This is a genomic window from Streptomyces sp. NPDC059477, assembly GCF_042749375.1.
Lineage (GTDB): Bacteria > Actinomycetota > Actinomycetes > Streptomycetales > Streptomycetaceae > Streptomyces.
Genome location: NZ_JBHYUG010000013.1, coordinates 13922 through 39265, shown reverse-complemented (window position 1 = coordinate 39265; position 25344 = coordinate 13922). Strand labels below are relative to the sequence as shown.

The 25344-nt window shown below is 71.1% G+C and carries 18 protein-coding genes; 7 read left to right on the top strand and 11 right to left on the bottom strand.

Features of this window, described 5'->3' with window-relative positions; all coding sequences use genetic code 11:
- The first annotated feature begins 42 nt into the window (after positions 1-42).
- On the top strand, positions 43-1488 hold the full coding sequence (argG, locus tag ACFXAZ_RS09455; RefSeq protein ID WP_384587200.1) for an argininosuccinate synthase: 1446 nt from the start codon (positions 43-45) through the stop codon (positions 1486-1488).
- A 212-nt stretch (positions 1489-1700) separates the two neighbouring features.
- Positions 1701-2513 (top strand): PhzF family phenazine biosynthesis protein, encoded by an 813-nt coding sequence (locus ACFXAZ_RS09450; protein WP_384587027.1) that lies wholly within the window; start codon positions 1701-1703, stop codon positions 2511-2513.
- 21 nt (positions 2514-2534) lie between these two features.
- Here the strand turns inward: ACFXAZ_RS09450 and ACFXAZ_RS09445 are convergent, their stop codons facing one another.
- Together ACFXAZ_RS09445 and ACFXAZ_RS09440 are read right to left on the bottom strand one after the other, a co-directional pair.
- Positions 2535-3335 (bottom strand): CPBP family intramembrane glutamic endopeptidase, encoded by an 801-nt coding sequence (locus ACFXAZ_RS09445; RefSeq protein WP_384587026.1) that lies wholly within the window; start codon positions 3333-3335, stop codon positions 2535-2537.
- A gap of 664 nt (positions 3336-3999) precedes the next feature.
- Positions 4000-5517, bottom strand: a complete 1518-nt coding sequence (locus ACFXAZ_RS09440) for a glutamate--cysteine ligase (RefSeq protein WP_384587024.1) — start codon at positions 5515-5517, stop codon at positions 4000-4002.
- Positions 5518-6093: 576 nt separating this feature from the next.
- Here ACFXAZ_RS09440 and ACFXAZ_RS09435 point away from each other — a divergent pair.
- The 3 genes from ACFXAZ_RS09435 (at position 6094) to ACFXAZ_RS09425 (ending at position 8380) form a co-directional block, all read left to right on the top strand.
- Positions 6094-6678, top strand: a complete 585-nt coding sequence (locus tag ACFXAZ_RS09435; RefSeq protein WP_384587022.1) for a hypothetical protein — start codon at positions 6094-6096, stop codon at positions 6676-6678.
- A gap of 560 nt (positions 6679-7238) precedes the next feature.
- Positions 7239-7433 (top strand): DUF5999 family protein, encoded by a 195-nt coding sequence (locus ACFXAZ_RS09430; protein WP_384587020.1) that lies wholly within the window; start codon positions 7239-7241, stop codon positions 7431-7433.
- Positions 7434-7768: 335 nt separating this feature from the next.
- Entirely contained in the window at positions 7769-8380 is a 612-nt protein-coding gene (locus tag ACFXAZ_RS09425) for a universal stress protein (RefSeq protein ID WP_384587018.1), read from the top strand.
- Positions 8381-8642: 262 nt separating this feature from the next.
- Here ACFXAZ_RS09425 and ACFXAZ_RS09420 read toward each other — a convergent pair whose 3' ends face one another.
- From ACFXAZ_RS09420 to ACFXAZ_RS09385, 8 genes are all read right to left on the bottom strand, one after another.
- Positions 8643-11210 carry a DUF4118 domain-containing protein gene (locus ACFXAZ_RS09420; protein ID WP_384587016.1) on the bottom strand — a complete coding sequence of 856 codons (2568 nt, stop codon included), beginning with the start codon at positions 11208-11210 and terminating at the stop codon, positions 8643-8645.
- A gap of 2 nt (positions 11211-11212) precedes the next feature.
- Positions 11213-11896 carry a response regulator gene (locus ACFXAZ_RS09415; protein ID WP_384587014.1) on the bottom strand — a complete coding sequence of 228 codons (684 nt, stop codon included), beginning with the start codon at positions 11894-11896 and terminating at the stop codon, positions 11213-11215.
- A 268-nt stretch (positions 11897-12164) separates the two neighbouring features.
- Entirely contained in the window at positions 12165-12833 is a 669-nt protein-coding gene (locus ACFXAZ_RS09410; RefSeq protein WP_384587012.1) for a potassium-transporting ATPase subunit C, read from the bottom strand.
- A 24-nt stretch (positions 12834-12857) separates the two neighbouring features.
- Entirely contained in the window at positions 12858-14954 is a 2097-nt protein-coding gene (gene kdpB / locus ACFXAZ_RS09405; protein ID WP_384587010.1) for a potassium-transporting ATPase subunit KdpB, read from the bottom strand.
- A 200-nt stretch (positions 14955-15154) separates the two neighbouring features.
- Entirely contained in the window at positions 15155-16819 is a 1665-nt protein-coding gene (kdpA, locus tag ACFXAZ_RS09400) for a potassium-transporting ATPase subunit KdpA (protein ID WP_384587008.1), read from the bottom strand.
- A 6-nt stretch (positions 16820-16825) separates the two neighbouring features.
- On the bottom strand, positions 16826-16915 hold the full coding sequence (gene kdpF / locus ACFXAZ_RS09395) for a K(+)-transporting ATPase subunit F (RefSeq protein WP_037659531.1): 90 nt from the start codon (positions 16913-16915) through the stop codon (positions 16826-16828).
- Positions 16912-17049, bottom strand: coding sequence for a hypothetical protein (locus ACFXAZ_RS09390; RefSeq protein WP_384587006.1), 138 nt, complete (start codon positions 17047-17049; stop codon positions 16912-16914). Before ACFXAZ_RS09390 ends, kdpF begins: the two co-directional genes overlap by 4 nt.
- A 203-nt stretch (positions 17050-17252) precedes the next feature.
- On the bottom strand, positions 17253-19094 hold the full coding sequence (locus ACFXAZ_RS09385) for an APC family permease (RefSeq protein WP_384587004.1): 1842 nt from the start codon (positions 19092-19094) through the stop codon (positions 17253-17255).
- A gap of 372 nt (positions 19095-19466) precedes the next feature.
- Between ACFXAZ_RS09385 and ACFXAZ_RS09380 the strand changes: the two genes are divergently transcribed.
- Entirely contained in the window at positions 19467-20024 is a 558-nt protein-coding gene (locus ACFXAZ_RS09380; RefSeq protein ID WP_384587002.1) for a hypothetical protein, read from the top strand.
- Positions 20025-20132: 108 nt separating this feature from the next.
- Here the strand turns inward: ACFXAZ_RS09380 and ACFXAZ_RS09375 are convergent, their stop codons facing one another.
- A complete protein-coding gene (locus tag ACFXAZ_RS09375; RefSeq protein ID WP_384587000.1) occupies positions 20133-22637 on the bottom strand; it encodes an ATP-binding protein in 2505 nt (834 codons plus the stop codon).
- Between the two features lie 521 nt (positions 22638-23158).
- Here ACFXAZ_RS09375 and ACFXAZ_RS09370 point away from each other — a divergent pair.
- On the top strand, positions 23159-25111 hold the full coding sequence (locus ACFXAZ_RS09370) for an amino acid transporter (protein ID WP_384586998.1): 1953 nt from the start codon (positions 23159-23161) through the stop codon (positions 25109-25111).
- The last annotated feature ends 233 nt before the right edge of the window (positions 25112-25344 follow it).

Below are 25344 nucleotides of genomic sequence, written 5' to 3'. Positions count from 1 at the left end.
GGAGGCTTTGCATGACCATGCGGCATCATGCATACTCTTCCTATGTCCAAGGTCCTCACCTCCCTGCCCACCGGCGAGCGCGTCGGCATCGCCTTCTCCGGCGGCCTCGACACCTCCGTCGCGGTCGCGTGGATGCGCGACAAGGGTGCCGTCCCGTGCACCTACACCGCCGACATCGGCCAGTACGACGAGCCCGACATCGCGTCGGTGCCCACGCGCGCCAAGACCTACGGCGCCGAGGTCGCCCGGCTGGTCGACTGCCGCGCGGCGCTGGTCGAGGAGGGCCTGGCGGCGCTCACCTGCGGCGCGTTCCACATCCGTTCGGGCGGGCGGGCGTACTTCAACACGACGCCGCTCGGCCGGGCCGTGACGGGCACGCTGCTGGTCCGGGCGATGCTGGAGGACAACGTCCAGATCTGGGGCGACGGCTCGACGTTCAAGGGCAACGACATCGAGCGGTTCTACCGCTACGGGCTGCTGGCCAACCCCAAGCTGCGGATCTACAAGCCGTGGCTGGACGCCGACTTCGTGACCGAGCTGGGCGGTCGCAAGGAGATGTCCGAGTGGCTGGTCGCGCACGAGTTGCCGTACCGGGACAGCACGGAGAAGGCGTACTCCACGGACGCCAACATCTGGGGCGCCACGCACGAGGCGAAGACCCTGGAGCACCTGGACACCGGCGTCGAGACCGTCGAGCCGATCATGGGCGTGAAGTTCTGGGACCCGTCGGTGGAGATCGCCGCCGAGGACGTGACGATCGGCTTCGACCAGGGCCGCCCGGTCACCCTCAACGGCAAGGAGTTCGCCTCCCCCGTCGACCTGGTGATGGAGGCCAACGCGATCGGCGGCCGGCATGGCCTCGGCATGTCCGACCAGATCGAGAACCGCATCATCGAGGCCAAGAGCCGTGGCATCTACGAGGCCCCGGGCCTGGCCCTGCTGCACGCGGCCTACGAGCGCCTGGTGAACGCCATCCACAACGAGGACACCCTCGCCCAGTACCACAACGAGGGCCGCCGCCTGGGCCGGCTGATGTACGAGGGCCGCTGGCTGGACCCGCAGGCGCTGATGATCCGTGAGTCCCTCCAGCGCTGGGTTGGCGCGGCCGTCACCGGCGAGGTGACGCTCCGGCTGCGGCGCGGCGAGGACTACTCGATCCTCGACACCACCGGCCCGGCGTTCAGCTACCACCCGGACAAGCTGTCGATGGAGCGCACCGAGGACTCGGCGTTCGGCCCCTCGGACCGGATCGGCCAGCTCACCATGCGCAACCTGGACATCGCCGACTCCCGCGCCAAGCTGGAGCAGTACGCCGGCCTGGGGCTGATCGGCACCGCGCACCCCGCCATCGGCGCCGCCCAGGCCGCCGCGACCGGTCTCATCGGCGCCATGCCGGAAGGCGGCGCCGAGGCCATCGCCTCCCGGGGCGAGGTCTCCGAGGAGGACGAACTCCTGGACCGCGCGGCGATGGAACTCGGCACGGACTGAGCCGCCGAAGAGGCGGTGGTGATCAGCACGGTGAAGGCCGTCCGGCAGCGACACGCCGGGCGGCCTTCGCCGTACGCCATGCCGGGCACGCCAATCCCGGGCCACGCCATGCCACGGGAGCCCCGTATCCCTGGCGTGGGTGCCCCCGATCGGTCCAGATCCCCCCGATTGGCCTTGGCCCGCTCCTCCCGCCGCCCCCTACCTTCGACGCCATGCGGATTCGAATCGTCGACGCCTTCACCGACCGTCCCTTCTCCGGCAACCCGGCCGGTGTGCTGTTGCTGGACGCGTTTCCGGAGGACGGCTGGTTGCAGGACGTGGCGAGGGAGGTGAATCACGCGGAGACGGCGTTCGCGCACCGGCTTCCCGGGGGCGGGGACGCGGACTGGGCGCTGCGGTGGTTCACGCCGGTCACCGAGGTCGCGCTGTGCGGGCACGCCACGCTCGCCACCGCGCACGTCCTGCACCGCACCGGCGCCCATGAGGGCCCCGTACGCTTCGCGACGCGCAGCGGAGTCCTGGCGGCCCGGCCGCACGCGGACGGGTCGGTCACGCTGGACTTCCCGACCGCGCCGCTCACCCCCGTCGCGCTGCCGGAGGGTGTCGCCGGGGCCCTGGGCGCGCGCCCGCTGACGGCCTTCGACACCGGCCCGGACGTCGGTGACCTGCTCGTCGAACTCGCCGACGAGCGGACGGTCCGCGCCCTCGCACCGGACCACAGGGCGCTCGGCGGGTACTCGGCCCGGGGCATCATCGCCACCGCCCGCGCCGAGGATCCGTCCCGTGGCTACGACTATGTCTCGCGCGGCTTCTTCCCCAACGTCGGCATCGACGAGGACCCGGTCACCGGCAGCGCCCACACGGCCCTCGCCCCGTACTGGTCCGAGCGCCTGGGCAGCCCCGATCTCACCGGCCTCCAGGCGTCCCACCGGCCCGGCCGGGTGCGTACGGGGCTGCGCGGCGACCGTACGCTGCTCACCGGCCACGCGGTGACGGTCATCGAGGGCGAGTTGCTGACGGCCTGACGCCCTGCCCTTCCGGCCCGGTCATGCCGTGGGCAGCCAGTCCACCTTCCCCGCCAGCAGCGCGTACCCGACGAAGGCGCCGATGTCGAGCAGGGTGTGGGCCACGACGAGCGGGCCGACCCGGCCCCAGCGGCGGTAGAGATAGACGAAGACGACGCCCATCACCATGTTGCCGATGAACCCGCCGATGCCCTGGTAGAGGTGGTACGAGCCGCGCAGTACGGAACTCGCCGCGAGCGAGGCGCCCGCGGACCAGCCCAGCTGATCGAGGCGGCGCAGCAGATAGCCGACGACGATGACCTCTTCGAGGATGGAGTTCTGCGCGGCGGACAGGATCAGCACCGGGTACTTCCACCACACGTCCGGCAGCGCCTCCGGCACCACCGTGAGGTTGAAGCCGAGGCCGCGGGCGGCGAGGTAGAAGGCGATACCGGTGCTGCCGATGCCCGCCGCGATCAGCGCTCCACGGCCCAGGTCGGGCCAGGGGCGGGTGCGGTCGAAGCCGATCGTGCGCAGGTTGGCGCCCTCGCGCAGCAGCAGATGGGCGACGAGCGCGACCGGCACCAGCGCGGTGGTGATGCCGAACAGCTGCCAGGCGAGGTCCAGCCAGGGACGGCCGGGCGCCGCCGAGGCATTGAGCGTGGCCGCCTGGTCGCTCAGCCCGCCGGGCCGGGTGGCCGACCCGATGAAGCTGATCAGCGCGGACACCCCGCTCGCGCCCAGCGACAGGGCGAGGACGAGCAGCGTCTCGTCGCGCAGGGTCCGCCGCGAGAGCCGCTCACGCGGCTGGTCCGTCACCGCCGGGCTGTCCTCCGCCTGCACGCGTGCCTCCAGTGGGTAGAGCCGTGAGAGATCACAGCTTGCCCCATGAAGCTGGGAACGACGGCCCCAGGGTCGGCACGGTCCCCGGACACGAGCGAGCACCCGACCACGGGGACGCGAACACCGCTCCGGCTCCGGCTCCGACTGGGGCTCCGGCTGGGGCAGGTCAGGCCGACGGCTCCGGGCTGATGAGCCCAGCAACACGGGCACCGGCACCCACTCGGGCTCCGGCCGTCAGCCCAACCGTTCCGGCCCAGCCAGCCCAGCGACACCGCCTCGACCCGGACTCCGGCAGGTCACCCGACAGCTTCGGCGCGGCCAGCCCGGCGACACGGGCTCCGGCACCGGCACCGACTCTGGCAGGTCAACCCAACGGCTCCGGGCTGGCCAGCTCAGCAACACGGGCACCGGCACCCACTGGGGCTCCGGCCGTCAGCCCAACCGTTCCGGCCCGGCCGGCCCAGCGGCACCGGCCCGCGCTCCGGCGATCAGCCCAACCGCTACGGCCACGCCAGCCCACCGGCACAGCACCCGACAGCGGCTCCCACACCGGCCGGGACTCCGGCAGGCCGGCCCGACAGCCCCGGCCCGGTCAGCGCAGCGCCACCGCCACCGCCACCGCCACCGGCGTCAATGTCAGCCCAACCGCTCCGTTCGGGCCCGGTCAGCGCAGCGACACCGCCTCCGGTAGGCCCACCGGCCAGGTGTGGACCGGGTCGCCGGGGCGGGTCAGCTCGCAGTAGCGGCGGGTGGTCGCGGCCAGGGCCGCGTCACGGGACAGGCCGCTCTCCAGGGCCCGGTGGAAGGTCGCGACCTGCCAGGACGCCCCGTTGACCCGGCGCCGGCAGCGCTCCTCGATGACGCCGAGGTAGAAGTCCCGGTCGGCGGGCTCGATGCCCCAGGCGTCCAGCCCGGCGGCGGCGAGCGGCAGCAGTTCGTCCCGGACCAGAGTCGTCGCCTCGACCTCGGCCGTCCCGCCGTACCGGCCGCGCCGCGGCCAGCGGAAGCGGGCCTCGATGCCATGACGGCAGGCGGCGTCGAAGTTCTCGGCCGCCGCCGCGAAGGGCAGCCGGGTCCACACCGGCCGGGACTCCTCGGCGAGGGCGCGGACCAGCCCGTAGTAGAAGGCGGCGTTGGCGAGGACGTCGGTGACGGTGGGCCCGGCGGGCAGGACGCGGTTCTCGACGCGCAGGTGCGGGACGCCGTCGGCGACCCCGTACACCGGCCGGTTCCACCGGTAGACCGTGCCGTTGTGCAGGACGAGTTCGGAGAGCGCGGGGGTGCCGTCCGCGTCCAGTACCGCCAGCGGGTCCTCGTCGTCGCAGATGGGCAGCAGGGCCGGGAAGTAGCGGAGGTTCTCCTCGAACAGGTCGTACGCCGAGGTGATCCAGCGTTCGCCGAACCAGGTGCGCGGCCGTACGCCCTGAGCCTGGAGTTCGGGCGGCCGGGTGTCGGTGGACTGCTGGAACAGCGGCGGCCGGGACTCACGCCACAGCTCACGGCCGAACAGGAACGGCGAGTTGGCGCCGACAGCGATCTGCGCGGCGGAGGCGACCTGCGCCGCGTTCCACACATCGGCGAACCGTGCCGGGGTGACCTGGAGGTGCAGTTGTACGGAGGTGCAGGCGGCCTCGGGCGCGATGGACCGGGAGGTGCACACCAGGTGCTCGACGCCGTCGATGTCGAGGGTGAAGTCCTCGCCGCGGGCGGCCACGATCTGATCGTTCAGCAGGGTGTAGCGGTCGACCTCGGAGAGATTGGAGGAGACCAGATGGTCCCGGTCCAGGGTCGGCAGAATGCCGATCATCACGATTCCGGCGTCGACCTCGACGGCTTTGCGATGGGCGTACGCCAGGGACGTACGGACTTCCTCGGCGAGCCGGTCGAATACCCGGCCGCTCAACCGGTGGGGGGCAATGTTGACTTCCAGATTGAACATGGCGAGTTCTGTTTGGAAATCATGGCTCGCGATCCGTTCCAGAACTTGCCCGTTCAGCATTCTAGGCAGTCCGTCGGCACCGACCAGATTCAATTCGATCTCCAGCCCCATCAGGTTCTTGGGCCGATCGAACCGCCGCTCCGCGAGAAGCCGCTCCAAGCCGGTCAGGCAGCGTCGGAGCTTGTCCCGGTAGCTCTGCCGATCGGACAGGTCGATCCCGCCTGCCACGACCTTCTCCCCCATCGAAGTGTCCCTCCTCGAATGGGCGGTCCCGACCCACCGCCTCCGGCGTCCTGGGTCCGGGTGGATGTCAGGGTGGATGATGCCCAGCCCGGACGATCCATAACGCCGCGCGGCGGGCCCCGCGCCCGCTACTCTGGTCCGGTCGGCCGCGTCTGTCCGGAGGCACATTCCCCGGGCAAGCGGCATATGCGGTTCCCGGCCTCCTCGAACTCGTGAAAAACGCCGACGACATTCGGCCCACCACCGTACGAACACATCCCGAGGTCAGCGCCGTACCGCCACGGGGAAACTGGGATGTTTCACCCTGAAACGATGGCTGAAACCGCCCTTGTTCCGGTGCCCGGAAACGTCTAGACGAAACCCCGTCCGAACATCTGGCGTATAAGCTCCGCGACAAGGCAGAAGGCTGGCATCGGCGGTCCCCGGGATCACGCCGTCACTTTCCCACGCACGGGGTCCCACCCGTTCGCCCTCCCCCGGTCGCCCCGGCCCCCGCCTTCCGTGCCTCGTGAGCAGACAGCGTCGTCCGCCCCCGCCCTCACGCCACCCTGCCTGTCGAATGAGAGGCGACCCACCATGCCGCTGCATGTCCCGCCGGCTCCCGCACCCGCTCTGCGCACCGTCCTGGCGGCCCTCGGTTCCCCCACCGCGGTCCGCGAGGCCCGTACGCCCGCCCTGCGCACCGCCGAGGGATCCGTCACCGCCGAACTCCCGCTGCCCGTCCATGTCCTGGACCCGGTGACGGCCGAAGGGGTCTGCACCACCCGGCTGGCCGGCTGGCGCTTCCTGATCCACAGCGGGGGCCGTGCCGTGGCCGCCGCCGAGACCCGGCTGACCGCCGACGGCTGGACCTTCTCGCACTTCTTCGAGGGTCCCTACATCGCCTCCACCGAACTCGCGCTGCGCCAGGCCGAGGCCCTCCCGGGCCCGTACCAGCCCCGCCTGCTGTCCGTGCCCAGCCTGTACATGCTCACCCTGTGGCTGCACGGCGACCCCGCCGCCGACGCGGCGGAAGGCCATCCCGCAGCCGCCGATCTGCTGGTCCCGCTGGCCCCCGCCCCGCCCGGCATCGCGGCGCACCGTCCGCACCGGGTCGCCGAGTTGCTCCCGGTCCTGACCCACCGCGCCACCCCGATCCCCCTGCTGGGCTCACCCGCCTGACCGGAGCGCAGGGCCCCTCCGTCTGACCGGAACACCGGCCGGTCCGCCGACCGCAAGCACCGGCCCGTCCGCCCGACCGGAAACACCGGCCCGTCCGCAGGACCGGAAACACCGGCCCGTCCGCAGGACCGGAAACACCGGCCCGCCCGCCGGACCGGAAATCCCGGCCCGCCCGCCGGACCGGAAATTCAAGAGCCGCAGCGCCCTTTCGTACCCCGCCGCCGCAACCCGGCCGCGGGGTACGGCACGTTATGGGCTCGTACGTGCGAATGATCGCTCATTCGAGCCTTTTCCTCCCGGAGAGGCGGCCGGACTAGCCCCTTCCGGCCAGCCTGAACCACCCGAAAGGGCAATGCTGTTGAACTGAACCGTCCGGCCGGGTGATGCGTCCTGAACCTGTGAGAAGCGGTGCTGCGAAATACCTGCGGATCGACGCCCGTGGGGCAACACTGGTTTCCGACCGACTATCACAACGGGGGGCGGCCATGAACGACGCTTCGAGCCGCGGGACAGACACGCCGACCACTACTCATCTCACGACAGAGCGAAAGATCCCACCCATGTGCCAGCACACACCACCGTGCCCCTCGGCCGACTCCGCCGACCGGGACTCCGCACGCCTCATGGCGCACCACCCGGAGCAGGGCTGGAGCCTGCTGTGCAACGGAGTGCTGCTCTTCGAGGACACCGGTGAGCTTCTGCCGGACGGCCAGATCATCGCCCCGCACCGCCCCCTGGTGGTGACGGCGGCCTGAGCCGGATCGGGCGGCCGGACACCTCCGCCCGGGGACCACAGGGGCCGGACCGCGGACCAACCGCGAACCGGCCCCGACGCGTGTCCGGGGACCGTCACCCCACGTAGCCGACCGTGCGGACCGCGCTGCCCCCATGCCGTCAGCGGTGCCCCGTCCCCGGCCGTCCGGGACGCGCCGAGAGCCGCTAGAAGTCCGCCAAAAGCCGCTAGGGCCACGCCAAGAAGCCGCTCGCGGGCTTCATCGCGGGCCGCCGCGGAGGTGAGATGGGATCGGCCCTGCGCAGGGCCCGGCCGTGGGCACGGGACCCACCGCCGTGTCGTACGAACGGTGGTGCGATGTCCGGTCCGAGCGCGGCGGGTGCCATGGGCGCCCCGGGTGCCCCGCGGGTCGTGGTGGGGGTCAGCGGCTCCCTCGGCAGTCTCACCGCCCTGTACCGAGCGGCCGACGAGGCCCGCCGCCGGGACGCGGAACTGTGGCCGCTGCTGGCCTGGGCACCGCCCGGCGGTGAACTGGGCGCGGGCCGCAACCCCGCCCCCTGTGTCCTGCTCGACGAGTGGCGGCGACTGGCCGGCCGGCGCCTGCTGGACATCCTCGCCGACGCGTTCGGCGACCGCGGACCCGGCGCCCCCCTGCACGCGACGATCGCCCGTGGCGTCCCCGGCGTCGCCCTGGTCCACGCCGCCGACCGCGAGGACGACGTGCTGGTCGTCGGCGCCGGCCGGCGCAGCCCCTGGCACCGCGCCTTCTCCCGCTCGGTCAGCCGCTACTGCCTGACCCACGCGGGCTGCCCGGTCCTCGCGGTACCGCCCTCGCCCTTGGAGGCGGAACTGGCGGCCGTGCACCGCCGCAACACCTGGCGGCTGCGGCTGGACGCGGGGCGGTTCACCGAGGGGGCGCCGCCGGACCCGAGCCGCGGCCTGAACCCCGACCGGCGGCGATCCTCGTAACGGCACGACCACCGCGCACCGGGCGCGGCCACCGGGCACCGCACACCAGTCGCGGCCACCAGGCACGGTACGCCGGGCGCGGCACAGCAGACACCGCACATCAGGCACGGCACAGCAGACACCGCACACCGGGCGCGGCACACTGGCCGGACCTCGCTACGGCATCGGCTCCCGGACCCGGCCGGACTTCGCGACGGCCTCCCGGACTCCGCCGGACTTCGCCACGACCACCCGGACTCCGGCACCACCGCTCCGGACGCCGCTACGACAGCACCGCGGCCCGCGCCTCCGGCTCCCCCGGTTCTTCTCGCTCCCCCGGTTCCCCCGGCCGTCTCCCCGGCGCCCGCTTCAGGCTCAGGACCATCGTCAGGCCGCCCCCGGGCGTGTCCTCCGCCGTCAGCGTGCCGCTCATCGCCTCGGCGAAGCCGCGGGCCACGGCGAGTCCGAGGCCGACCCCGGCACCGCGCGGAGCGTCCCCGTAGCGCTGGAACGGCTCGAAGATCCGTTCCTTGGCGTCGTCCGGGACGCCGGGCCCCCGGTCCACGATCCGGACCTCCACCCGCTCGCCCAGCGCGCTCGCCGAGACCGTCACGGGCTCGCCGGTGCTGTACTTCACCGCGTTCTCGACCACGTTGGCGACCACCCGTTCCAGGAGCCCCTTGTCGACCACGACCATCGGCAGCGTCTCGGGGATGTCCAGCTCCACACTGTCCTCGGGCACCCCGCCGAGCGCCATCGGCACCACCTCGTCCAGGTCGATCTCCCGCACGATCGGGGTGACCGTGCCGGTCTGGAGCCGGGACATGTCGAGCAGATTGCCCACCAGCAGGTCGAGGCGGTCGGCGCCCTCCTCGATGGCCTCAAGCAACTCCGCCTGGTCCTCCTCCGACCAGGCCACGTCGTCCGAGCGCAGCGACGACACGGCCGCCTTGATCCCGGCGAGCGGGGTCCGCAGATCATGGCTGACGGCGGCCAGCAGCGCCGTCCGGATGCGGTTGCCCTCGGCCAGCGTGCGGGCCTGGTCGGCCTCCTCGCGCAGCCGCCGCCGGTCGAGCACGACGGCGGACTGGGCGGCGAACGCGGCGAGCACCCGGCGGTCGGAGGCGGGCAGCACCCGGCCGGTCAGCGCGAGGGTCATGGTGTCGCCGACCGGCACGTCCACGTCGGCGTCCTCGGGGCACCGGCACGGGTGCGGGCCGACACTGCCCGCGCGGGTCCAGGGCGCGACCTCGCTCTCCCGCTCCAGCAGGGCCACGGATTCCATCCCGAAGGTCTCACGGACCCGCTCCAGCAGCGCCTCCAGGCTGGTCTCCCCGCGCAGCACGTCCCCGGCGAGGAAGGAGAGTATCTCCGACTCGGCACGCAGCCGGGCGGCCTGGTGGGTGCGGCGGGCGGCGAGGTCCACGACCGAGGCGACCGACACGGCGACACCGATGAAGATCGCGATGGCGACGATGTTCTTCGGGTCGGCGATGGTCAGGGTGTGCACGGGCGGGGTGAAGTACCAGTTCAGCAGCAGCGAGCCCACCACGGCCGACGCCAGTGCCGGCACCAGCCCGCCGAGCAGTGCCGCCGCGACCGTGAAGGTGAGGAACAGCAGCATGTCGTTGGCGAGGCCGACATCGGGGGCGAACCCGTCCAGCAGCGCGGTCAGCAGCACCGGGCCGAGCACCCCGACGCCCCAGCCCCAGATGATCCGGCCCCGCCCGAGCCGGGCGCCCCTGGCGACGGGCAGCCCGCGTCCTTTTCCGGCCTCGTCGTGGGTGATCAGGTGGACGTCGAGGTCGGGTCCGGACTCGCGGGCCACGGTGGCGCCGACGCCGGGTCCGAAGGCGTACTGCCAGGTCTTGCGGCGGGAGACGCCGAGCACGATCTGGGTGGCGTTGACGCCCCGCGCGAAGTCGAGCAGGGCGGCCGGGACATCGTCGCCGACGACGTGGTGGAAGGTGCCGCCGAGGTTCTCGACGAGGGTGCGCTGGACGGCGAGTTCCTTGGGGGACCCCGAGCGGAGGCCGTCGCTGCGCGAGATGTAGACGGCGAGTACCTCGCCGCCCGCGCCCTTCTCGGCCAGCCGCGCGGCCCGCCGGATCAGCGTCCGCCCCTCCGGACCGCCGGTCAGCCCGACCACGATCCGCTCCCGCGAACCCCAGATCTTCGACACCCGGTGCTCACTGCGGTACTCGGTCAGATACTCGTCGACCCGGTCCGCCACCCACAGCAGCGCCAGCTCACGCAGCGCCGTCAGGTTCCCCGGCCGGAAGTAGTTCGACAGCGCCGCGTCGACCTTGTCCGACTTGTAGATGTTCCCGTGCGCCATACGACGTCGAAGCGCCTCCGGCGACATGTCGACCAGCTCTATCTGATCCGCCCGCCGCACCACCTCGTCCGGCACCGTCTCCTGCTGCCGCACCCCCGTGATCGACTCCACCACATCACCCAGCGACTCCAGATGCTGGATGTTGGCCGTCGAGACGACATCGATCCCCGCCGCCAGCAGCTCCTCCACGTCCTGCCAGCGCTTGGCGTTGCGGGAACCCGGGATGTTGGTGTGGGGCAGTTCGTCGACGAGGGCGACCTTGGGACGGCGGGCCAGCACGGCGTCCACGTCCATCTCCGTGAAAGTGCTGCCCCGGTACTCCAGGTCACGGCGCGGGATCTCCTCCAGGCCGTGCAGCATCACCTCCGTACGGGGCCGGTTGTGATGTTCCACGAACGCGACCACACAGTCCGTGCCCCGCTCGATGCGCCGATGAGCCTCCGACAGCATCGCGTACGTCTTGCCGACGCCCGGAGCGGCGCCGAGATAGATCCGCAGCTTGCCGCGTGCCATGTTCATCCTTCGAAGCGGTAACCCATGCCGGGTTCGGTGACGAGATAACGAGGATGGGAGGGGTCGGTCTCCAGTTTGCGCCGCAGCTGGGCCATGTAGACCCGCAGGTAATTGCTCTTGTTGCGCCGGGACATGCCCCACACCTCCTGGAGGAGGTACTTCTGGCTGACCAGCCGGCCGGGGTGGGTCACCAGGATCTCCAGCAGATGCCACTCGGTCGGGGTGAGCCGGATGTCCTGGCCGTCCCGGACCGCCCGCTTGGCGACCAGGTCGATGGTGAAGTCCGGGGTGGTGACCACGGTGGCCCCGGGGACCTGCGAGGGCTCCTCGGTACGGCGGACGGCGGCCCGCAGCCGGGCCATCAGCTCGTCCATGCTGAACGGCTTGGTGACGTAGTCGTCCGCCCCGGCGTCCAGGGCGGCCACCTTCTCGTCGGACGCCTGCCGCGCCGACAGCACCAGGATCGGCACCCGGCTCCAGCCGCGCAGTGCCCGGATCACCTCGACGCCGTCCATGTCGGGCAGCCCCAGGTCCAGCATCACGACGTCCGGCTGCCGGGCCGCCGCCAGCCGCAGCGCGGTGACTCCGTCGGCGGCGGCGTCCACGCCGTACTGCCGCGCCTGCATATTGATCACGAGGGCCCGGACGAGCTGTGGGTCGTCCTCCACCACCAGCACGCGAGTCATGGGCGTGCGCCTTTCGTGTCGTACGGAAGGGAGTGCGGTTGTCGGTGTCTTGCAACTGTCGGTCTTACGGCTGTCGGTCCTACGGCTGTCGGTCCTACGGTTGTCGGTCCTATGGCTGTCGGTGTCCTACGGAAGGCAGCGCGTGGTCCGTGTTCCGCGGAGGTCCGTGGCACTGTGCGCACGGCCGCGGGAGCCGGCGGGTCCCGGGGGGTTCCCGGGCCGCCGGCTCCCGTGCCGGGCGTTGGACGCCGCCATGCCGGAGCCGGGCTCAGCCCCCCGCCACCAGTTCCTTGAGCGCGATGTTGAGTTCGAGGACATTGACGCGCGGCTCGCCGATGAAGCCGAGTGTGCGGCCCTGCGTGTGCTCGTCGACGAGTCGCTGCACCTCCGCCACGGGCAGGCCGTTGCGCTCGGCGACCCGGTGGACCTGGATGTCCGCGTACTGCGGGGAGATGTCCGGGTCCAGACCGGAGCCGGAGGAGGTCACCGCGTCGGCGGGCACCTCGGAGGGCTTGACGGTGTAGCCGGGGACGGAGTTGTCCTTGATGACGGCGGCCTTGGCGTCCTCCACCCACTGGATCAGCTCGGGGTTGTCGCCGGAGCGATTGGTGGCGCCGGAGAGAATGAGGTGGTACTGGGTGTTGACGGAGTTGGTGCCCAGGCCGTTCTGCGGGCGGCCCTGGAACCACATCAGGTCCGGCGCCGGGGTCTCCTGGCCCTCCGCCAGCGGCAGGTTGTACGCCTGCCCGATGAGGGAGGAGCCGACGACCTTTCCGTCCGCCGTGACCTCGGAGCCGTTGGCCTTGTCGCTGAACAGGCCCTGGGCGATGCCGGTGACGACCAGCGGATAGATGACGCCGGTCACCAGCGTCAGGACGAGGAGGGCGCGCAGGCCCGCCCCGAGCAGCCGGACGGTGTTCGATACGGAGGTGTTCATGGTGATCAGCACGCCTTCAAGGGGTCACAGCCCGGGGATGAGGGAGAGGAGCAGGTCGATGATCTTGATGCCGATGAAGGGCGCGATCAGCCCGCCGAGCCCGTAGATCCCGAGGTTGCGCCGGAGCATCCTGTCGGCGCTGACCGGCCGGTACTGCACGCCCCGCAGGGACAGCGGCACCAGGGCGATGATGATCAGCGCGTTGAAGATGACGGCCGACAGGATCGCGGAGTCCGGCGAGGACAACTGCATGATGTTGAGCTTGTCCAGGCCCGGATAGACGGCCGCGAACAGCGCCGGGATGATCGCGAAGTACTTCGCGACGTCGTTGGCGATGGAGAACGTGGTGAGCGCGCCGCGGGTGATGAGCAGCTGCTTGCCGATCTCCACGATCTCGATGAGCTTGGTCGGGTTGGAGTCGAGGTCGACCATGTTGCCGGCCTCTTTGGCGGCCGACGTACCGGTGTTCATGGCGACGCCGACGTCGGCCTGGGCGAGGGCCGGGGCGTCGTTGGTGCCGTCGCCGGTCATCGCGACCAGCTTGCCGCCCGCCTGCTCCCGCTTGATGAGGGCCATCTTGTCCTCGGGGGTGGCCTCGGCGAGGAAGTCGTCGACACCTGCCTCCTGGGCGATGGCCTTCGCGGTGAGCGGGTTGTCGCCGGTGATCATGATGGTCTTGATGCCCATGTGGCGCAGTTCCTGGAACCGCTCGCGCATGCCCTCCTTGACCACGTCCTTGAGATGGATGACCCCCAGGACCCGGGCGCCGTCGCCGTCCTGAAGGGCGACGAGCAGCGGGGTGCCGCCCGCTCCGGAGATCTCACCCGCGATCCGGTCGGCCTCCTCGGCGGTCTCGCCGCCGCGCTCGCGCACCCAGGCGAGGACGGAACCGGTCGCGCCCTTGCGGACCTTGCGGTCGTCCACGTCGACGCCGGACATCCGGGTCTGGGCGGTGAAGGCGATCCACTCGGCCTGGGTCAGCTCGCCCTGGTGGCGTTCGCGCAGCCCGTACTTCTCCTTGGCGAGGACGACGATCGAGCGGCCCTCGGGCGTCTCGTCGGCCAGCGAGGAGAGCTGGGCGGCGTCGGCGAGTTCGGCGGAGGTGGTGCCGGGGACGGGGACGAACTCGGCGGCCTGGCGGTTGCCGAGGGTGATGGTGCCGGTCTTGTCCAGCAGCAGCGTGGAGACATCACCGGCGGCCTCGACCGCACGGCCCGACATGGCGAGCACATTGCGCTGCACCAGCCGGTCCATACCGGCGATGCCGATCGCGGAGAGCAGGGCGCCGATGGTGGTCGGGATGAGACAGACCAGCAGGGCGACCAGTACGACCATGGACAGGTCGGTGCCCGCGTAGTCCGCGAGCGGCGGGAGGGTGGCGACGGCCAGCAGGAAGACGATGGTCAGCGAGGCGAGCAGGATGTTCAGCGCGATCTCGTTGGGTGTCTTCTGCCGGGCGGCGCCCTCGACCAGGCTGATCATCCGGTCGATGAAGGTCTCACCGGGCTTGGTGGTGATCTTGATGACGATCCGGTCGGAGAGCACCTTGGTGCCGCCGGTGACCGCGCTGCGGTCGCCGCCGGACTCCCGGATGACCGGCGCCGACTCGCCGGTGATGGCGGACTCGTCGACCGAGGCGACGCCCTCGATGACATCGCCGTCGCCGGGGATGATGTCCCCGGCCTCGCACACCACATGGTCACCGATCCTGAGGTCGGTGCCGGGCACCTGCTCCTCGCGGTCGGCGGTCAGCCGCCGGGCGACGGTGTCGGTCTTGGCCTTGCGCAGGGTGTCGGCCTGCGCCTTGCCGCGGCCCTCGGCGACGGCCTCCGCCAGGTTGGCGAAGATGACGGTCAGCCAGAGCCAGGCGCTGATGGTCCAGCCGAACCAGTCGCCGGGGTCGGTGAAGGAGAAGACCGTGGTCAGCAGCGAGCCGACCCACACCACGAACATCACGGGCGACTTGACCATCACCCGCGGGTCGAGCTTGCGCAGCGCGTCCGGCAGCGACTTGAGCAGTTGCCTGGGGTCGAAGAGGCCCGCGCCGACACGGCCCTCGGCGGACTTGCGCCCGGTGGGCACATCGCTGTGCGGCGCCCGGGTCGGGGTGGTGGTGGACATCGGGGCCCCTTGTTCGAGGTGCGTTCCTGACTGCGCGGATCTCGCTGCTGTCGCCGGCCGCGCCGACTTCGCTGACGGTTCTGATTTCGCCGACGGCTCCGACTTCGCCGACGGTTCTGACTTAGCCGACGGCTCCGACTTCGCAGACGGCTCTGACGGCTCTGACGGCTCCGGTCGCCGCGGCCGGTGTATGGGGGCGTTCATCCGGACAGCCCCTCGGCCAGCGGGCCCAGGGCGAGCGCCGGGAAGTAGGTCAGCCCGGTGATGATGATGATCGTGCCGACCAGCAGCCCGGAGTACATCGGTTTGTCGGTGCGCAGGGTGCCGGCGGTCTCCGGGACCGGTTTCTGCTCGGCGAGCGAGCCGGCCAGGGCCAGGACGAACACCATCGGCAGGAATCTGCCGAGCAGCATGGCCACACCGAGGGTGCTGTTGAACCACTGGGTGTCCGCGTTCAGTCCGGCGAAGGCCGAGCCGTTGTTGTTGGCGGCGGAGGTATAGGCGTACAGGATCTCGGAGAAGCCGTGCGCGCCGCTGTTGGTCATCGAGTTGCCCGGGGTGGGCAGGGCCATCGCGAAGGCGGTGAGGACGAGCACCAGGGCCGGGGTGATCAGGATGTAGCAGGCGGCGAACTTGATCTCGCGGGTGCCGATCTTCTTGCCCAGGTACTCGGGGGTGCGGCCGACCATCAGACCGGCGATGAACACCGCGATGATCGCCATGATCAGCATGCCGTAGAGGCCGGAGCCGACACCGCCGGGCGCGATCTCGCCGAGCATCATGCCGAGCAGGGCGATGCCGCCGCCGAGGCCGGTGAAGGAGGACAGGAAGCCGTCCACCGCGCCGGTGGAGGTGAGGGTGGTGGACACGCCGAAGATCGCCGAGCCACCGACGCCGAACCGGACCTCCTTGCCCTCGTAGGCGCCGCCCGCGATCTCGAAGGCCGTGCCGCTGTGGTGGAACTCGGTCCACATCATCAGGGCGACGAAGCCGAGCCAGATGGTGGCCATGGTGGCGAGGATCGCGTAACCCTGCTTGACCGAGCCGACCATCACGCCGAAGGCGCGGGTCATGGCGAACGGGATGACCAGTATCAGGAAGATCTCGAACAGGTTGGTGAACGGCGTCGGGTTCTCGAACGGGTGGGCGCTGTTGGCGTTGAAGTAGCCGCCTCCGTTGGTGCCCAGCTCCTTGATGGCCTCCTGCGAGGCGACCGCGCCACCGTTCCACTCCTGCGAGCCGCCCATGAACTGGCCGACCTCATGGATCCCGGAGAAGTTCTGGATGGCACCGCAGGCCACCAGCACGACCGCGCCGATGAACGCCAGCGGCACCAGGATGCGTACGGTGCCACGCACCAGGTCGGCCCAGAAGTTGCCCAGATCACCGGTGCGCGAGCGGGCGAAGCCGCGCACCAGGGCCACGGCGACGGCCATGCCGACGGCGGCGGAGACGAAGTTCTGCACCGCGAGGCCACCGGTCTGCACGACCGGGCCCATGGCCTGTTCGCCGTAGTACGACTGCCAGTTGGTGTTGGTCACGAAGGACACGGCGGTGTTGAACGCCTGGTCCGGGTCGATGGAGGCGAAGCCGAGCGAGCCGGGCAGCACGCCCTGGAGCCGCTGGAGCAGATAGAGGAAGAGGACACCGGCGGCGGAGAAGGCGAGGACGCCACGCAGGTACGCGGGCCAGCGCATCTCGGCGTCGGGGTTGGCGCCGATGCCCTTGTAGATCCACTTCTCGACACGCAGATGCCGGTCGGAGGAGTAGACCTTGGCGATGTAGTTGCCGAGCGGGATGTAGACCACGGCGAGCGCGCCGATGAGCGCCACCAGTTGGAGGACGCCGGCGAGTACGGGACCCATGTGCGGCTAGAACCTCTCCGGGAAGATCAGGGCGAGGACGAGATAGCCCAGCAGGGCGACGGCCACGATGAGGCCGACGATGTTCTCGGCGGTCACAGCTTGGTCACCCCCTTGGCGACGAGAGCCACCAGCGCGAAGAGCGCGATCGTGGCGACGACGAAGGCCACATCGGCCATCGTGAACTCCTGGAGTCGAGGTTCGAGTGGAACGAGGACAGTTCGACCGTTCATGGAGGGTCCATGGACGGTTCGAGGAAACCGCCCCTTTGGCCGGTTCCGACCGCCGTTGACGGGTCCCATACGGTGCCCCGCACCGCTTTGACGGGACTCTTACGGCGGCTCGATCGACGGCGGACTTTCAGGGAGTCCGCCGCCGCAGATCGGTATATAACAGCACAGAACGGCACATGACGCTCACGGTAGTCAACCGGGCGTCAGGTCAGCCGGAACCGCAACCGGCAGATCACCGCGTCGGTGTCCCGCCGCACCGCGTGGGCGACGACCGCGCCCCGCTGGTTCTGGAGCAGCCGCTGCCACAGGCGCTCCGGCTCGGTCTCCGCGATCAGCACGGTCACCCGGGTACCGGGCGCCGACGCGGCCAGCTCACGGACGTACCCGGCGATCGGGCGGCCCAGCGCGCGCCGCTCGCTGCTCAGCCGGACCAGGGGCACGCCGGGGTCCCAGTCGGCCCAGGCGCGCTCCAGGGCGTACCGCTGGGCCCGGTCCTCCGCGTCCGGGTAGCAGACGGTGACCGCGCGGACCTCGTCGCCGAGCGAACGGGCCGCGGTGAGCGCCTCGCAGGTCAGCCGGGACAGCGTGGACACCGGCACGACGACGATCGAACGGTCCCGGTGCGGCGCCTCTGGGATCCGTCCGAGGCCCAGCCGCTCACCGATCCGGGTGTACGCCCGGTGCACGGTCTCGAAGGCCAGCACCAGCAGCGGCAGCGCGATCACGACGAGCCAGGCGCCCTCGTCGAACTTGGTCGCGGTGACGACCACGGCCGCGAGGCCGGTCAGCGCACCGCCGAACCCGTTGAGCAGCGCCTTGCCGTGCCGGCCGGGGCCGCGCTCCAGGCGCCAGTGCCGGACCATGCCGACCTGCGCGATGGTGAAGCCGACGAAGACCCCGATGGCGAACAGCGGCACGAGGGTGTTGGTGTCACCGCCGGAGAACACCAGCAGGCAGGCGGAGACCAGCGCGAGGGCGAGCACCCCGTGCCGGTGCACCTGCCGGTCGGCCTTGAGGGCGAAGACATGCGGCAGATAGTTGTCGCGGGCCAGCAGCTTCAGCAGCACGGGCAGCCCGCCGAAGGAGGTGTTGGCGGAGAGCGCCAGCAGGATCATCGTCGCGAACTGGACGACGTAGAAGGCCCAGTTGTGGCCGAGCGAGGCGTCCGCGAGCTGGGCGAGGACGGTGACGCCCTCGACCGGCTGAAGGCCGAACCGCGAGATCAGCACCGACAGCCCGATCAGCATGACGCCCAGCACCGCGCCGAGGGCGATCTCCGCGTGCTGCGCCCGCTTGGCGCGCGGCACCTTGAAGGACGGCACGGCGTTGGCGATGGCCTCGACCCCGGTCAGCGCGGAACAGCCGGAGGCGAATGCTTTCAGCAGGAGCAGCGCGCCGACCGTGGTGGCGTTGTCCGACAGTACGGAGGCATGCCCGGCCGCCGCCTCGGTGCTCACCGGCGCCGAGCGGAACAGCCCGACCCCGATCAGCACGAGGATCGACCCGACGAACACCACCGTCGGCACGATGAACGCCCGCGCCGAGTCCACGATCCCGCGCAGATTCACCCCGGTGATCAGCACCAGCACGGCCAGGCACAGCCACAGCCGGTCGGCGTAGAGGGAGGGGAAGGCGGAGGTCAGGGCGGCCACCCCGGCGGTCACGGCGACGGCCACATTCAGCACATAGTCCAGGACGAGCGACCCGGCGGCGACCAGACTGGTCCGCGCCCCCAGATGCCGCTTGGCGACGGCGTACGAGCCCCCGCCGTCCGGGAAGGCGGCGATCACCTGCCGGTACGAGGCGACCAGCACCGCCAGCAGTCCGGCGATGGCCAGCGTCACCGGCAGCGTGAATCCGAGGCCGCGCGCCCCGGCGGCGGCCAGCACCAGCACGATCGCCTCGGGCCCGTACGCCACCGACGCCATGGCGTCCAGCGACAACGCGGCAAGTCCCGTGACGGCGGTGAGGCGATGCCGCTCACCGGTATCGGGCGGTTCCTCCCCGGTGGGAGCGGCGCCCGGTGCGGCGGTCAGTACGGACATGGGGTGGGTGCTCCTTCGTACGGTACGGAGATCCGCGCGCTCGGGACGTACTCGGGACGTACTCGGGATGTACTGAGGACGCACTCAGAACGCACTCAGGACGTACTCGGCGCACGCGGGTGCACCCAGGGTGTGACCGGATCCGCCGGCTGCCGAGCGCCCCTTGCGCGTTCTTCGCGCGAGAACGACGGACCCTGACGGCGTCTTGACGGGAGGGTGTGGTGCGGGGCGGGGTGGATTGACTGCGGTGGGCTGCCACAGCGGTGCGCGGCTACGGCGGTGCGCTGCTACGGCGTCAAGAAGCGGGCGGAGCCCGTCAGAGTGCCGTCAAGCGGTCCGGCACCCGGCCCCGCGATCCCTAACGTCGGCCGTATGGGACACCGCAACGACGCGCGGCGCGAACGGCCCAGGGTGCCCGCACAGCCCACCGGCCGGGTGGTCCACGACCGCCGCTGGCGCCGGGATCTGCACAGCGCGGTCCGCTGCTCCGCCGCACTCCTCGCCCTGCTCCTGGTCACCGACGGGCTGGCCGGCACACTCGACGCCGGGCGGGCGCTGCTCTGGGCGGGGCTGGCGGCCCTGCTGTTCGCGGTGCTGCTCCCGGCCCGGATCTCGGCCGGCGACGGCTGGCTCGCCTCCCGCACCCTGCTGGGCACCCACCGGATCCACACCGACCTGCTGGTGTCCGTCCGCTGCCGCGACGGCATCGCCCGACGCCTCATCCTGCGCGACGCCCTGGGCAACCGCCTCGAACTCGACCCCCGGGTCCTGATCACCAACCCCGCGCTGTGGCACCTGCTCGACACGGGCGCCCGTCGCTCGGAGGCAGCGGGCGTGCTGCGGTGCGGGCGGACGGCGCTGCGGCGCGTCTCGGCACGGATCGAGGAGGAGACGGCTCGGACGGTGTTCAGGGTGTCGGACCTGGACTGACGATCTGCCCCTGACCCACCGCCCCCTCACCCTGCCCTCACCCTCACTCTCACCCGAATGTCCGCGCCCTCCCTCCCCCTCCCCTCACTCAAATGTCCGCCCTCCCCCTCACCTTCCCCCGAACACCCCGCCCGGCGCGGCCACCTCCGCGCCCCCACCGGCCTCCGCCCGCTCTCCCCTCTCCGCCAACGGCAACGACACCACCATCGTCAGTCCCCCGCCCGGCGTGTCCTCCGGCGTGAGCGTGCCGTTCATCGCCTCCGTCAGTCCCCGGGCGAGGGCCAGCCCGAGCCCGAGCCCGGTCGTGTTGTCGGTGTCCCCGAACCGCTGGAACGGCTCGAACAGCCGCTCCCGCCCGCCCGCCGGAAGCCCCGGCCCGCGATCCACGACCCGCAGCTCGACCCGCCCCGCCAGCACACTCGCCGTCACCAGCACCCGCCGGCCCGGCGGACTGTGCCGGGCCGCGTTGGTGGCGAGGTTGGCGAGCACCCGCTCCAGCAGCGGCGGATCGACCAGCACCTCGGGCACCGCCTCGACGTCCTTCACCTCGACCGAGGGCGTGTCCGCGAGGGCGGCGGGAAGCACCTCCTCCAGCGCGGTGGGCCGCAGCTTCAGCTTGAGCACCCCCGCCTCCAGCCGGCTGAGGTCGAGCAGGTTCTCCACCAGCCGGTTCAGCTTGGCCATGGACTCGTCGGCGGTGGCGAGGAGTTCGTCACGGTCCTCGTCGCTCCACCGCACCTCCCGGCTGCGCAGCGAGGTGACCGCCGCCCAGCCTGCCGCGAGCGGGGTCCGCAGATCGTGCCCGACGGCCCGGAGCAGGGCCGTCCGCATCCGGTCGGCGGCCTTGACGGGCTCCACTTCGGCGGCAACCTGCGCCAGCCGCGCCCGTTCGACAGCGGACCCGACATGTGCGGCGAACGCGGCCAGCACCCGCCGCTCGGACGACGACAGCGCGCCCCCGCGCAGCACGAGGAAGCCGCCGGGCCCGGCCGGGACGACGGTGGCCCCGTCGGTGCCCGCCATCTCGTCGACCAGTTCCACGGACGCCACCGCGAAGGTCTCTCTGGTCCGTTCGAGCAGCGCCGGTATCGTCTGCCCGCCGCGCACGATGCTCCCGGCCAGCGACGACATCGTCTCCGCCTCGGCGGTGGCCCGCGCGGCCCGCCGCGACAGCCGCAGCGAACGGTCGACCACCCCCGCGACGGTGGCCGCGACCAGCGCGAACACCGCGAGCGCCAGCAGCGCGTCGGTGCCCGCGAGCGTGAAGTGCCCGAGGGGCGGGATGAACCAGTAGTTGAGCAGCAGCGACGCGGTGACGGACGCGATCACCGCCGAGACCACACCTCCTATGCAGGCCACGCCCACCACCGCGAGCAGGAACAGCAGCGCCTCGCTGGTGAGATTGAACGTCCCCCGGAGCTGGTCCAGCACCAGCGTCAGCAACACCGGCAGCACCAGCCCCGCGACCGGCCCGGCGATCATCCGGGCCCGGGACAGCGTCCGGCGCCGCGACGGCGGCAGGGTGCCGCGCCCGGCCCGCTCATGGGTGACCTGGTGGACGTCGATGTCCCCGGACAGCGCCACGACCCGCTCCCCGGTACCGAGCCCGGTCACGAACCGCTCCAGACGCCCGCGCCGACTGGAGCCGAGCACGAGCTGGGTGGCGTTCTCCGCGCGGGCGAACTCCACCAGCGCCCGCGCCACGTCATGGCCCACCACCGAGTGATAACTCCCCCCGAGGTCCTCCACCAGCCGCCGCTGCCGCACCAGCGAGGCATGCGACACCCCCACCGCGAGCCCGTCACTGCGCGCCACATGTACGGCGAGCAGCGCGCCCCCCGCCGAGCGGTCCGCGATCCGGGCGGCCCGCCGGATGAGCGTGTCCCCCTCGGGCCCCCCGGTCAGCGCCACCACGACCCGTTCCCTGGTCTCCCACACCCCGCCTATCGCGTGCTCGGCCCGGTACCGCTGGAGTGCCTCGTCCACCCGGTCGGCGGTCCACAGCAGGGCGAGCTGCCGCAGCGCGGTCAGATTGCCGGGCCGGAAGTAGCTGGCGAGCGCGGCGTCGATCCGCTCCGGCGGACAGATGTCCCCATGCGCGAGCCGCCGCCGCAGCCGCTCCGGCGGAACATCCACCAGCTCCATCTCCGCCGCCCGCCGCACCACCTCATCGGGAACCGTCTCGTCCTGCGGCACCCCGGTGATCTTCTCCACCACGTCCTTGAGCGAGTCGAGATGCTGCACATTGACGGCGGTGAGCACATCGATCCCGGCATCGAGCAGCGCCTCGACGTCCTGCCACCGCTCGGCGTTGCGCGCGCCCGGCCCATTGCCATGCGCCAGATCGTCGACCACGACAACCCCCGGTGCCCGCGCGAGCACCCCGGCGAGATCCATCTCCTCCCCCTCCCCACACCGAACCCTCCCCAGCACCTCCAGCCCGACGAGCTTCCCCTCGGTGGCTGTCCGCCCATGACACTCGGCGAACCCCACCACCACATCCGCGCCCCGCGCCGCCCTGCGCCGCGCCTCGTCGAGCATGCGGCAGGTCTTGCCGACCCCGGGGGCGGCCCCGAGATAGACCTTCAGTCGTCCACGCCGTACGTCGTCCATCACCTTTCAATCAACCGCCGCCCAGCCCACCCGGCAGCCCTCTTGACGCGTTACTGGCGCCACCCACAAGGACGTTGACATCACCTTGACGACAACGACGACCCCCACAGCCCCCAGCCCCTTCTCCCCCACCCCCCGAGCCCGCCCCACCCACCTGTCCGCCCCGCCCCACGCCCCTACGCCCACCCCCGTCGGCTCTTGCCCGCCCCCCGCCGCGCTCTCCCCACCTCCCCCATCCGGCCCAACCAGCACCCCCCACCACCAACATCACCCCTTCCCCGGCACACACCCCCGCGCCCCGCCCCGTACCACCCACCCATCCCGCCCAACCCGCCCCCACGAACCCGTCACCACCGCCTGCCCGCCCCGCCCCGTACCCCCTCCCAAGCGGAGCGGGACACCTCACCCCCACCACCCCACCACCATCACCCCGAGGCCGAGACGTCACGCTCCGCCTACGCTGAGGTCACTGTCCGCGTGATGGCCGAAAACGCACGCCGCCCCACCTCAGGAGCACGCCGATGGCCGCCACCCCGCACCCGCCACCCGGCAGATTGCACACGTGGCTGCTGAAGGGCCTGTCCGACCTGGGCAAGGGCGGCAACCAAGGTTCGGGCGACCCGTCGGAGGCCCAGGACGAGGGCCGCCCCTGGTACCGCGTGATGTGCCTGACCGGCGTCGACTACTTCTCGACCCTCGGCTACCAGCCCGGCATCGCCGCCCTCGCGGCCGGCCTGCTGTCCCCCATCGCGACCATCGTGCTGGTTCTCGTCACCCTCGGAGGCGCCCTGCCCGTCTACCGGCGGGTGGCCGAGGAGAGCCCGCACGGCCAGGGCTCGATCGCGATGCTGGAGCGTCTGCTGTCGTTCTGGAAGGGCAAGCTCTTCGTCCTCACCCTGCTCGGCTTCGCCGCGACGGACTTCCTGATCACCATCACCCTGTCCGCCGCCGACGCCTCCACCCATCTGATCGAGAACCCGCACCTGAACAGCGCCCTGCACGACCAGCAGATGCTGATCACCCTGATCCTGATCGCCCTGCTGGGCGCGGTGTTCCTCAAGGGCTTCCTGGAGGCGATCGGTGTCGCCTTCGTTCTCGTCGGTGTCTACCTCGCTCTCAACGCGGTCGTGGTGGTCAGTGGTCTGTGGCATGTGATCACGGAGGGCCATGTGGTGACGGACTGGGTGACGGCCCTCACCGCCGAGCACGGCAATGTCTTCGTGATGATCGGCTTGGCCCTGATCGTGTTCCCCAAACTCGCCCTGGGCCTGTCGGGCTTCGAGACCGGCGTGGCGGTGATGCCGCATGTGAAGGGCGACCCCGGCGACACCGAGGAGATCCCCACGGGCCGGATCCGGGACACCAAGAAACTCCTCACCACGGCCGCCGTGATCATGAGCTGCTTCCTGATCACCACCAGCTTCATCACCACGCTGCTGATCCCCGCCCCGGAGTTCAAGGAAGGCGGCCAGGCCAACGGCCGCGCACTCGCCTATCTGGCGCACGCCTACCTGGGCAACACCTTCGGCACCGTCTACGACATCTCCACCATCCTCATCCTCTGGTTCGCCGGCGCCTCCGCCATGGCCGGTCTGCTCAATCTCATGCCGCGCTACCTCCCCCGCTATGGGATGGCCCCGCACTGGGCGGGCGCCGTCCGCCCCATGGTCATCATCTTCACCCTGGTCGCCTTCCTGGTGACCTGGATCTTCAACGCCAGCGTCGACGCCCAGGGCGGCGCCTACGCCACCGGTGTCCTGGTGCTGATCAGCTCGGCCGCGATCGCCGTCACCATTGCCGCCCACCGGGCCGGCCAGCGGAGATGGTTCATCGGTTTCACCGTGATCGCGGTGGTGTTCCTCTACACGACCGTTCTGAACATCATCGAGCGCCCGGACGGTGTGAAGATCGGCGCCTGCTTCATCGCGGGCATCATGATCCTTTCTTTTGTCTCCCGGCTGACGCGGGCCTTCGAGCTACGCGTGATCAATGTGACCCTCGACCCGCTGGCGGAGCGCTTCGTCAGGGACATCGCCAGCCGCAAGATCCGGCTGATCGCCAATGAACCCGACCGGCGCGACCTCGCCGAGTACCGCGACAAGATCGAGCAGATCCGCGCGGACAACGATGTGACGGGCCCGGAGGACTTCGTCTTCGTCGAGGTGACGGTCACCGACCCCTCCGAGTTCGAAGCCGCCCTCACGGTGCACGGCGAGGTCCTGCATCAGCGCTACCGCGTCCTGACCCTGGAGTCCTCCTCCATCTCCAACGCCCTGGCCGCGCTGCTCCTGCACATCCGGGACACGACCGACCGCATCCCGCACATCTACTTCGAGTGGACCGAGGGCAACCCGTTCGCCAACTTCCTGCGCTTCTTCCTCTTCGGCCAGGGCGAGGTAGCCCCCGTCACCCGAGAGGTCCTCCGCGAAGCCGAACCGGACAGCGACCGCCGCCCAAAGGTCCACACCGCCTGACCCCCGACTCCAGCCCCCTCGACCCCACGATCAGCCCACCCCCACACACCCCGCCCCCCTTCCACCACTAACGCTATATCGCGTCATAGCGAAGGGGAAGCCCTCACTCCCACCACCCCCCGAACGGGTGAGGGCCCCGCGCCGAACGACGCGGAGCCCTCATCACCGTAGAACCAGGCGCACACAACCCCAGCCAGCCGCACTCAGCGCCCAACAAGCACAGGCTCACTCAG

Excerpts from the sequence above, each read along its gene's own strand:
- argG (WP_384587200.1), top strand. The coding sequence starts at position 43 with ATGTCCAAGGTCCTCACCTCCCTGCCCACCGGCGAGCGCGTCGGCATC.
- ACFXAZ_RS09450 (WP_384587027.1), top strand. The coding sequence starts at position 1,701 with ATGCGGATTCGAATCGTCGACGCCTTCACCGACCGTCCCTTCTCCGGC.
- ACFXAZ_RS09440 (WP_384587024.1), bottom strand. The coding sequence starts at position 5,517 with ATGGGGGAGAAGGTCGTGGCAGGCGGGATCGACCTGTCCGATCGGCAG.
- ACFXAZ_RS09435 (WP_384587022.1), top strand. The coding sequence starts at position 6,094 with ATGCCGCTGCATGTCCCGCCGGCTCCCGCACCCGCTCTGCGCACCGTC.
- ACFXAZ_RS09430 (WP_384587020.1), top strand. The coding sequence starts at position 7,239 with ATGTGCCAGCACACACCACCGTGCCCCTCGGCCGACTCCGCCGACCGG.
- ACFXAZ_RS09425 (WP_384587018.1), top strand. The coding sequence starts at position 7,769 with ATGTCCGGTCCGAGCGCGGCGGGTGCCATGGGCGCCCCGGGTGCCCCG.
- ACFXAZ_RS09420 (WP_384587016.1), bottom strand. The coding sequence starts at position 11,210 with ATGGCACGCGGCAAGCTGCGGATCTATCTCGGCGCCGCTCCGGGCGTC.
- ACFXAZ_RS09415 (WP_384587014.1), bottom strand. The coding sequence starts at position 11,896 with ATGACTCGCGTGCTGGTGGTGGAGGACGACCCACAGCTCGTCCGGGCC.
- ACFXAZ_RS09410 (WP_384587012.1), bottom strand. The coding sequence starts at position 12,833 with ATGAACACCTCCGTATCGAACACCGTCCGGCTGCTCGGGGCGGGCCTG.
- kdpB (WP_384587010.1), bottom strand. The coding sequence starts at position 14,954 with ATGTCCACCACCACCCCGACCCGGGCGCCGCACAGCGATGTGCCCACC.
- kdpA (WP_384587008.1), bottom strand. The coding sequence starts at position 16,819 with ATGGGTCCCGTACTCGCCGGCGTCCTCCAACTGGTGGCGCTCATCGGC.
- ACFXAZ_RS09390 (WP_384587006.1), bottom strand. The coding sequence starts at position 17,049 with ATGAACGGTCGAACTGTCCTCGTTCCACTCGAACCTCGACTCCAGGAG.
- ACFXAZ_RS09385 (WP_384587004.1), bottom strand. The coding sequence starts at position 19,094 with ATGTCCGTACTGACCGCCGCACCGGGCGCCGCTCCCACCGGGGAGGAA.
- ACFXAZ_RS09380 (WP_384587002.1), top strand. The coding sequence starts at position 19,467 with ATGGGACACCGCAACGACGCGCGGCGCGAACGGCCCAGGGTGCCCGCA.
- ACFXAZ_RS09375 (WP_384587000.1), bottom strand. The coding sequence starts at position 22,637 with ATGGACGACGTACGGCGTGGACGACTGAAGGTCTATCTCGGGGCCGCC.
- ACFXAZ_RS09370 (WP_384586998.1), top strand. The coding sequence starts at position 23,159 with ATGGCCGCCACCCCGCACCCGCCACCCGGCAGATTGCACACGTGGCTG.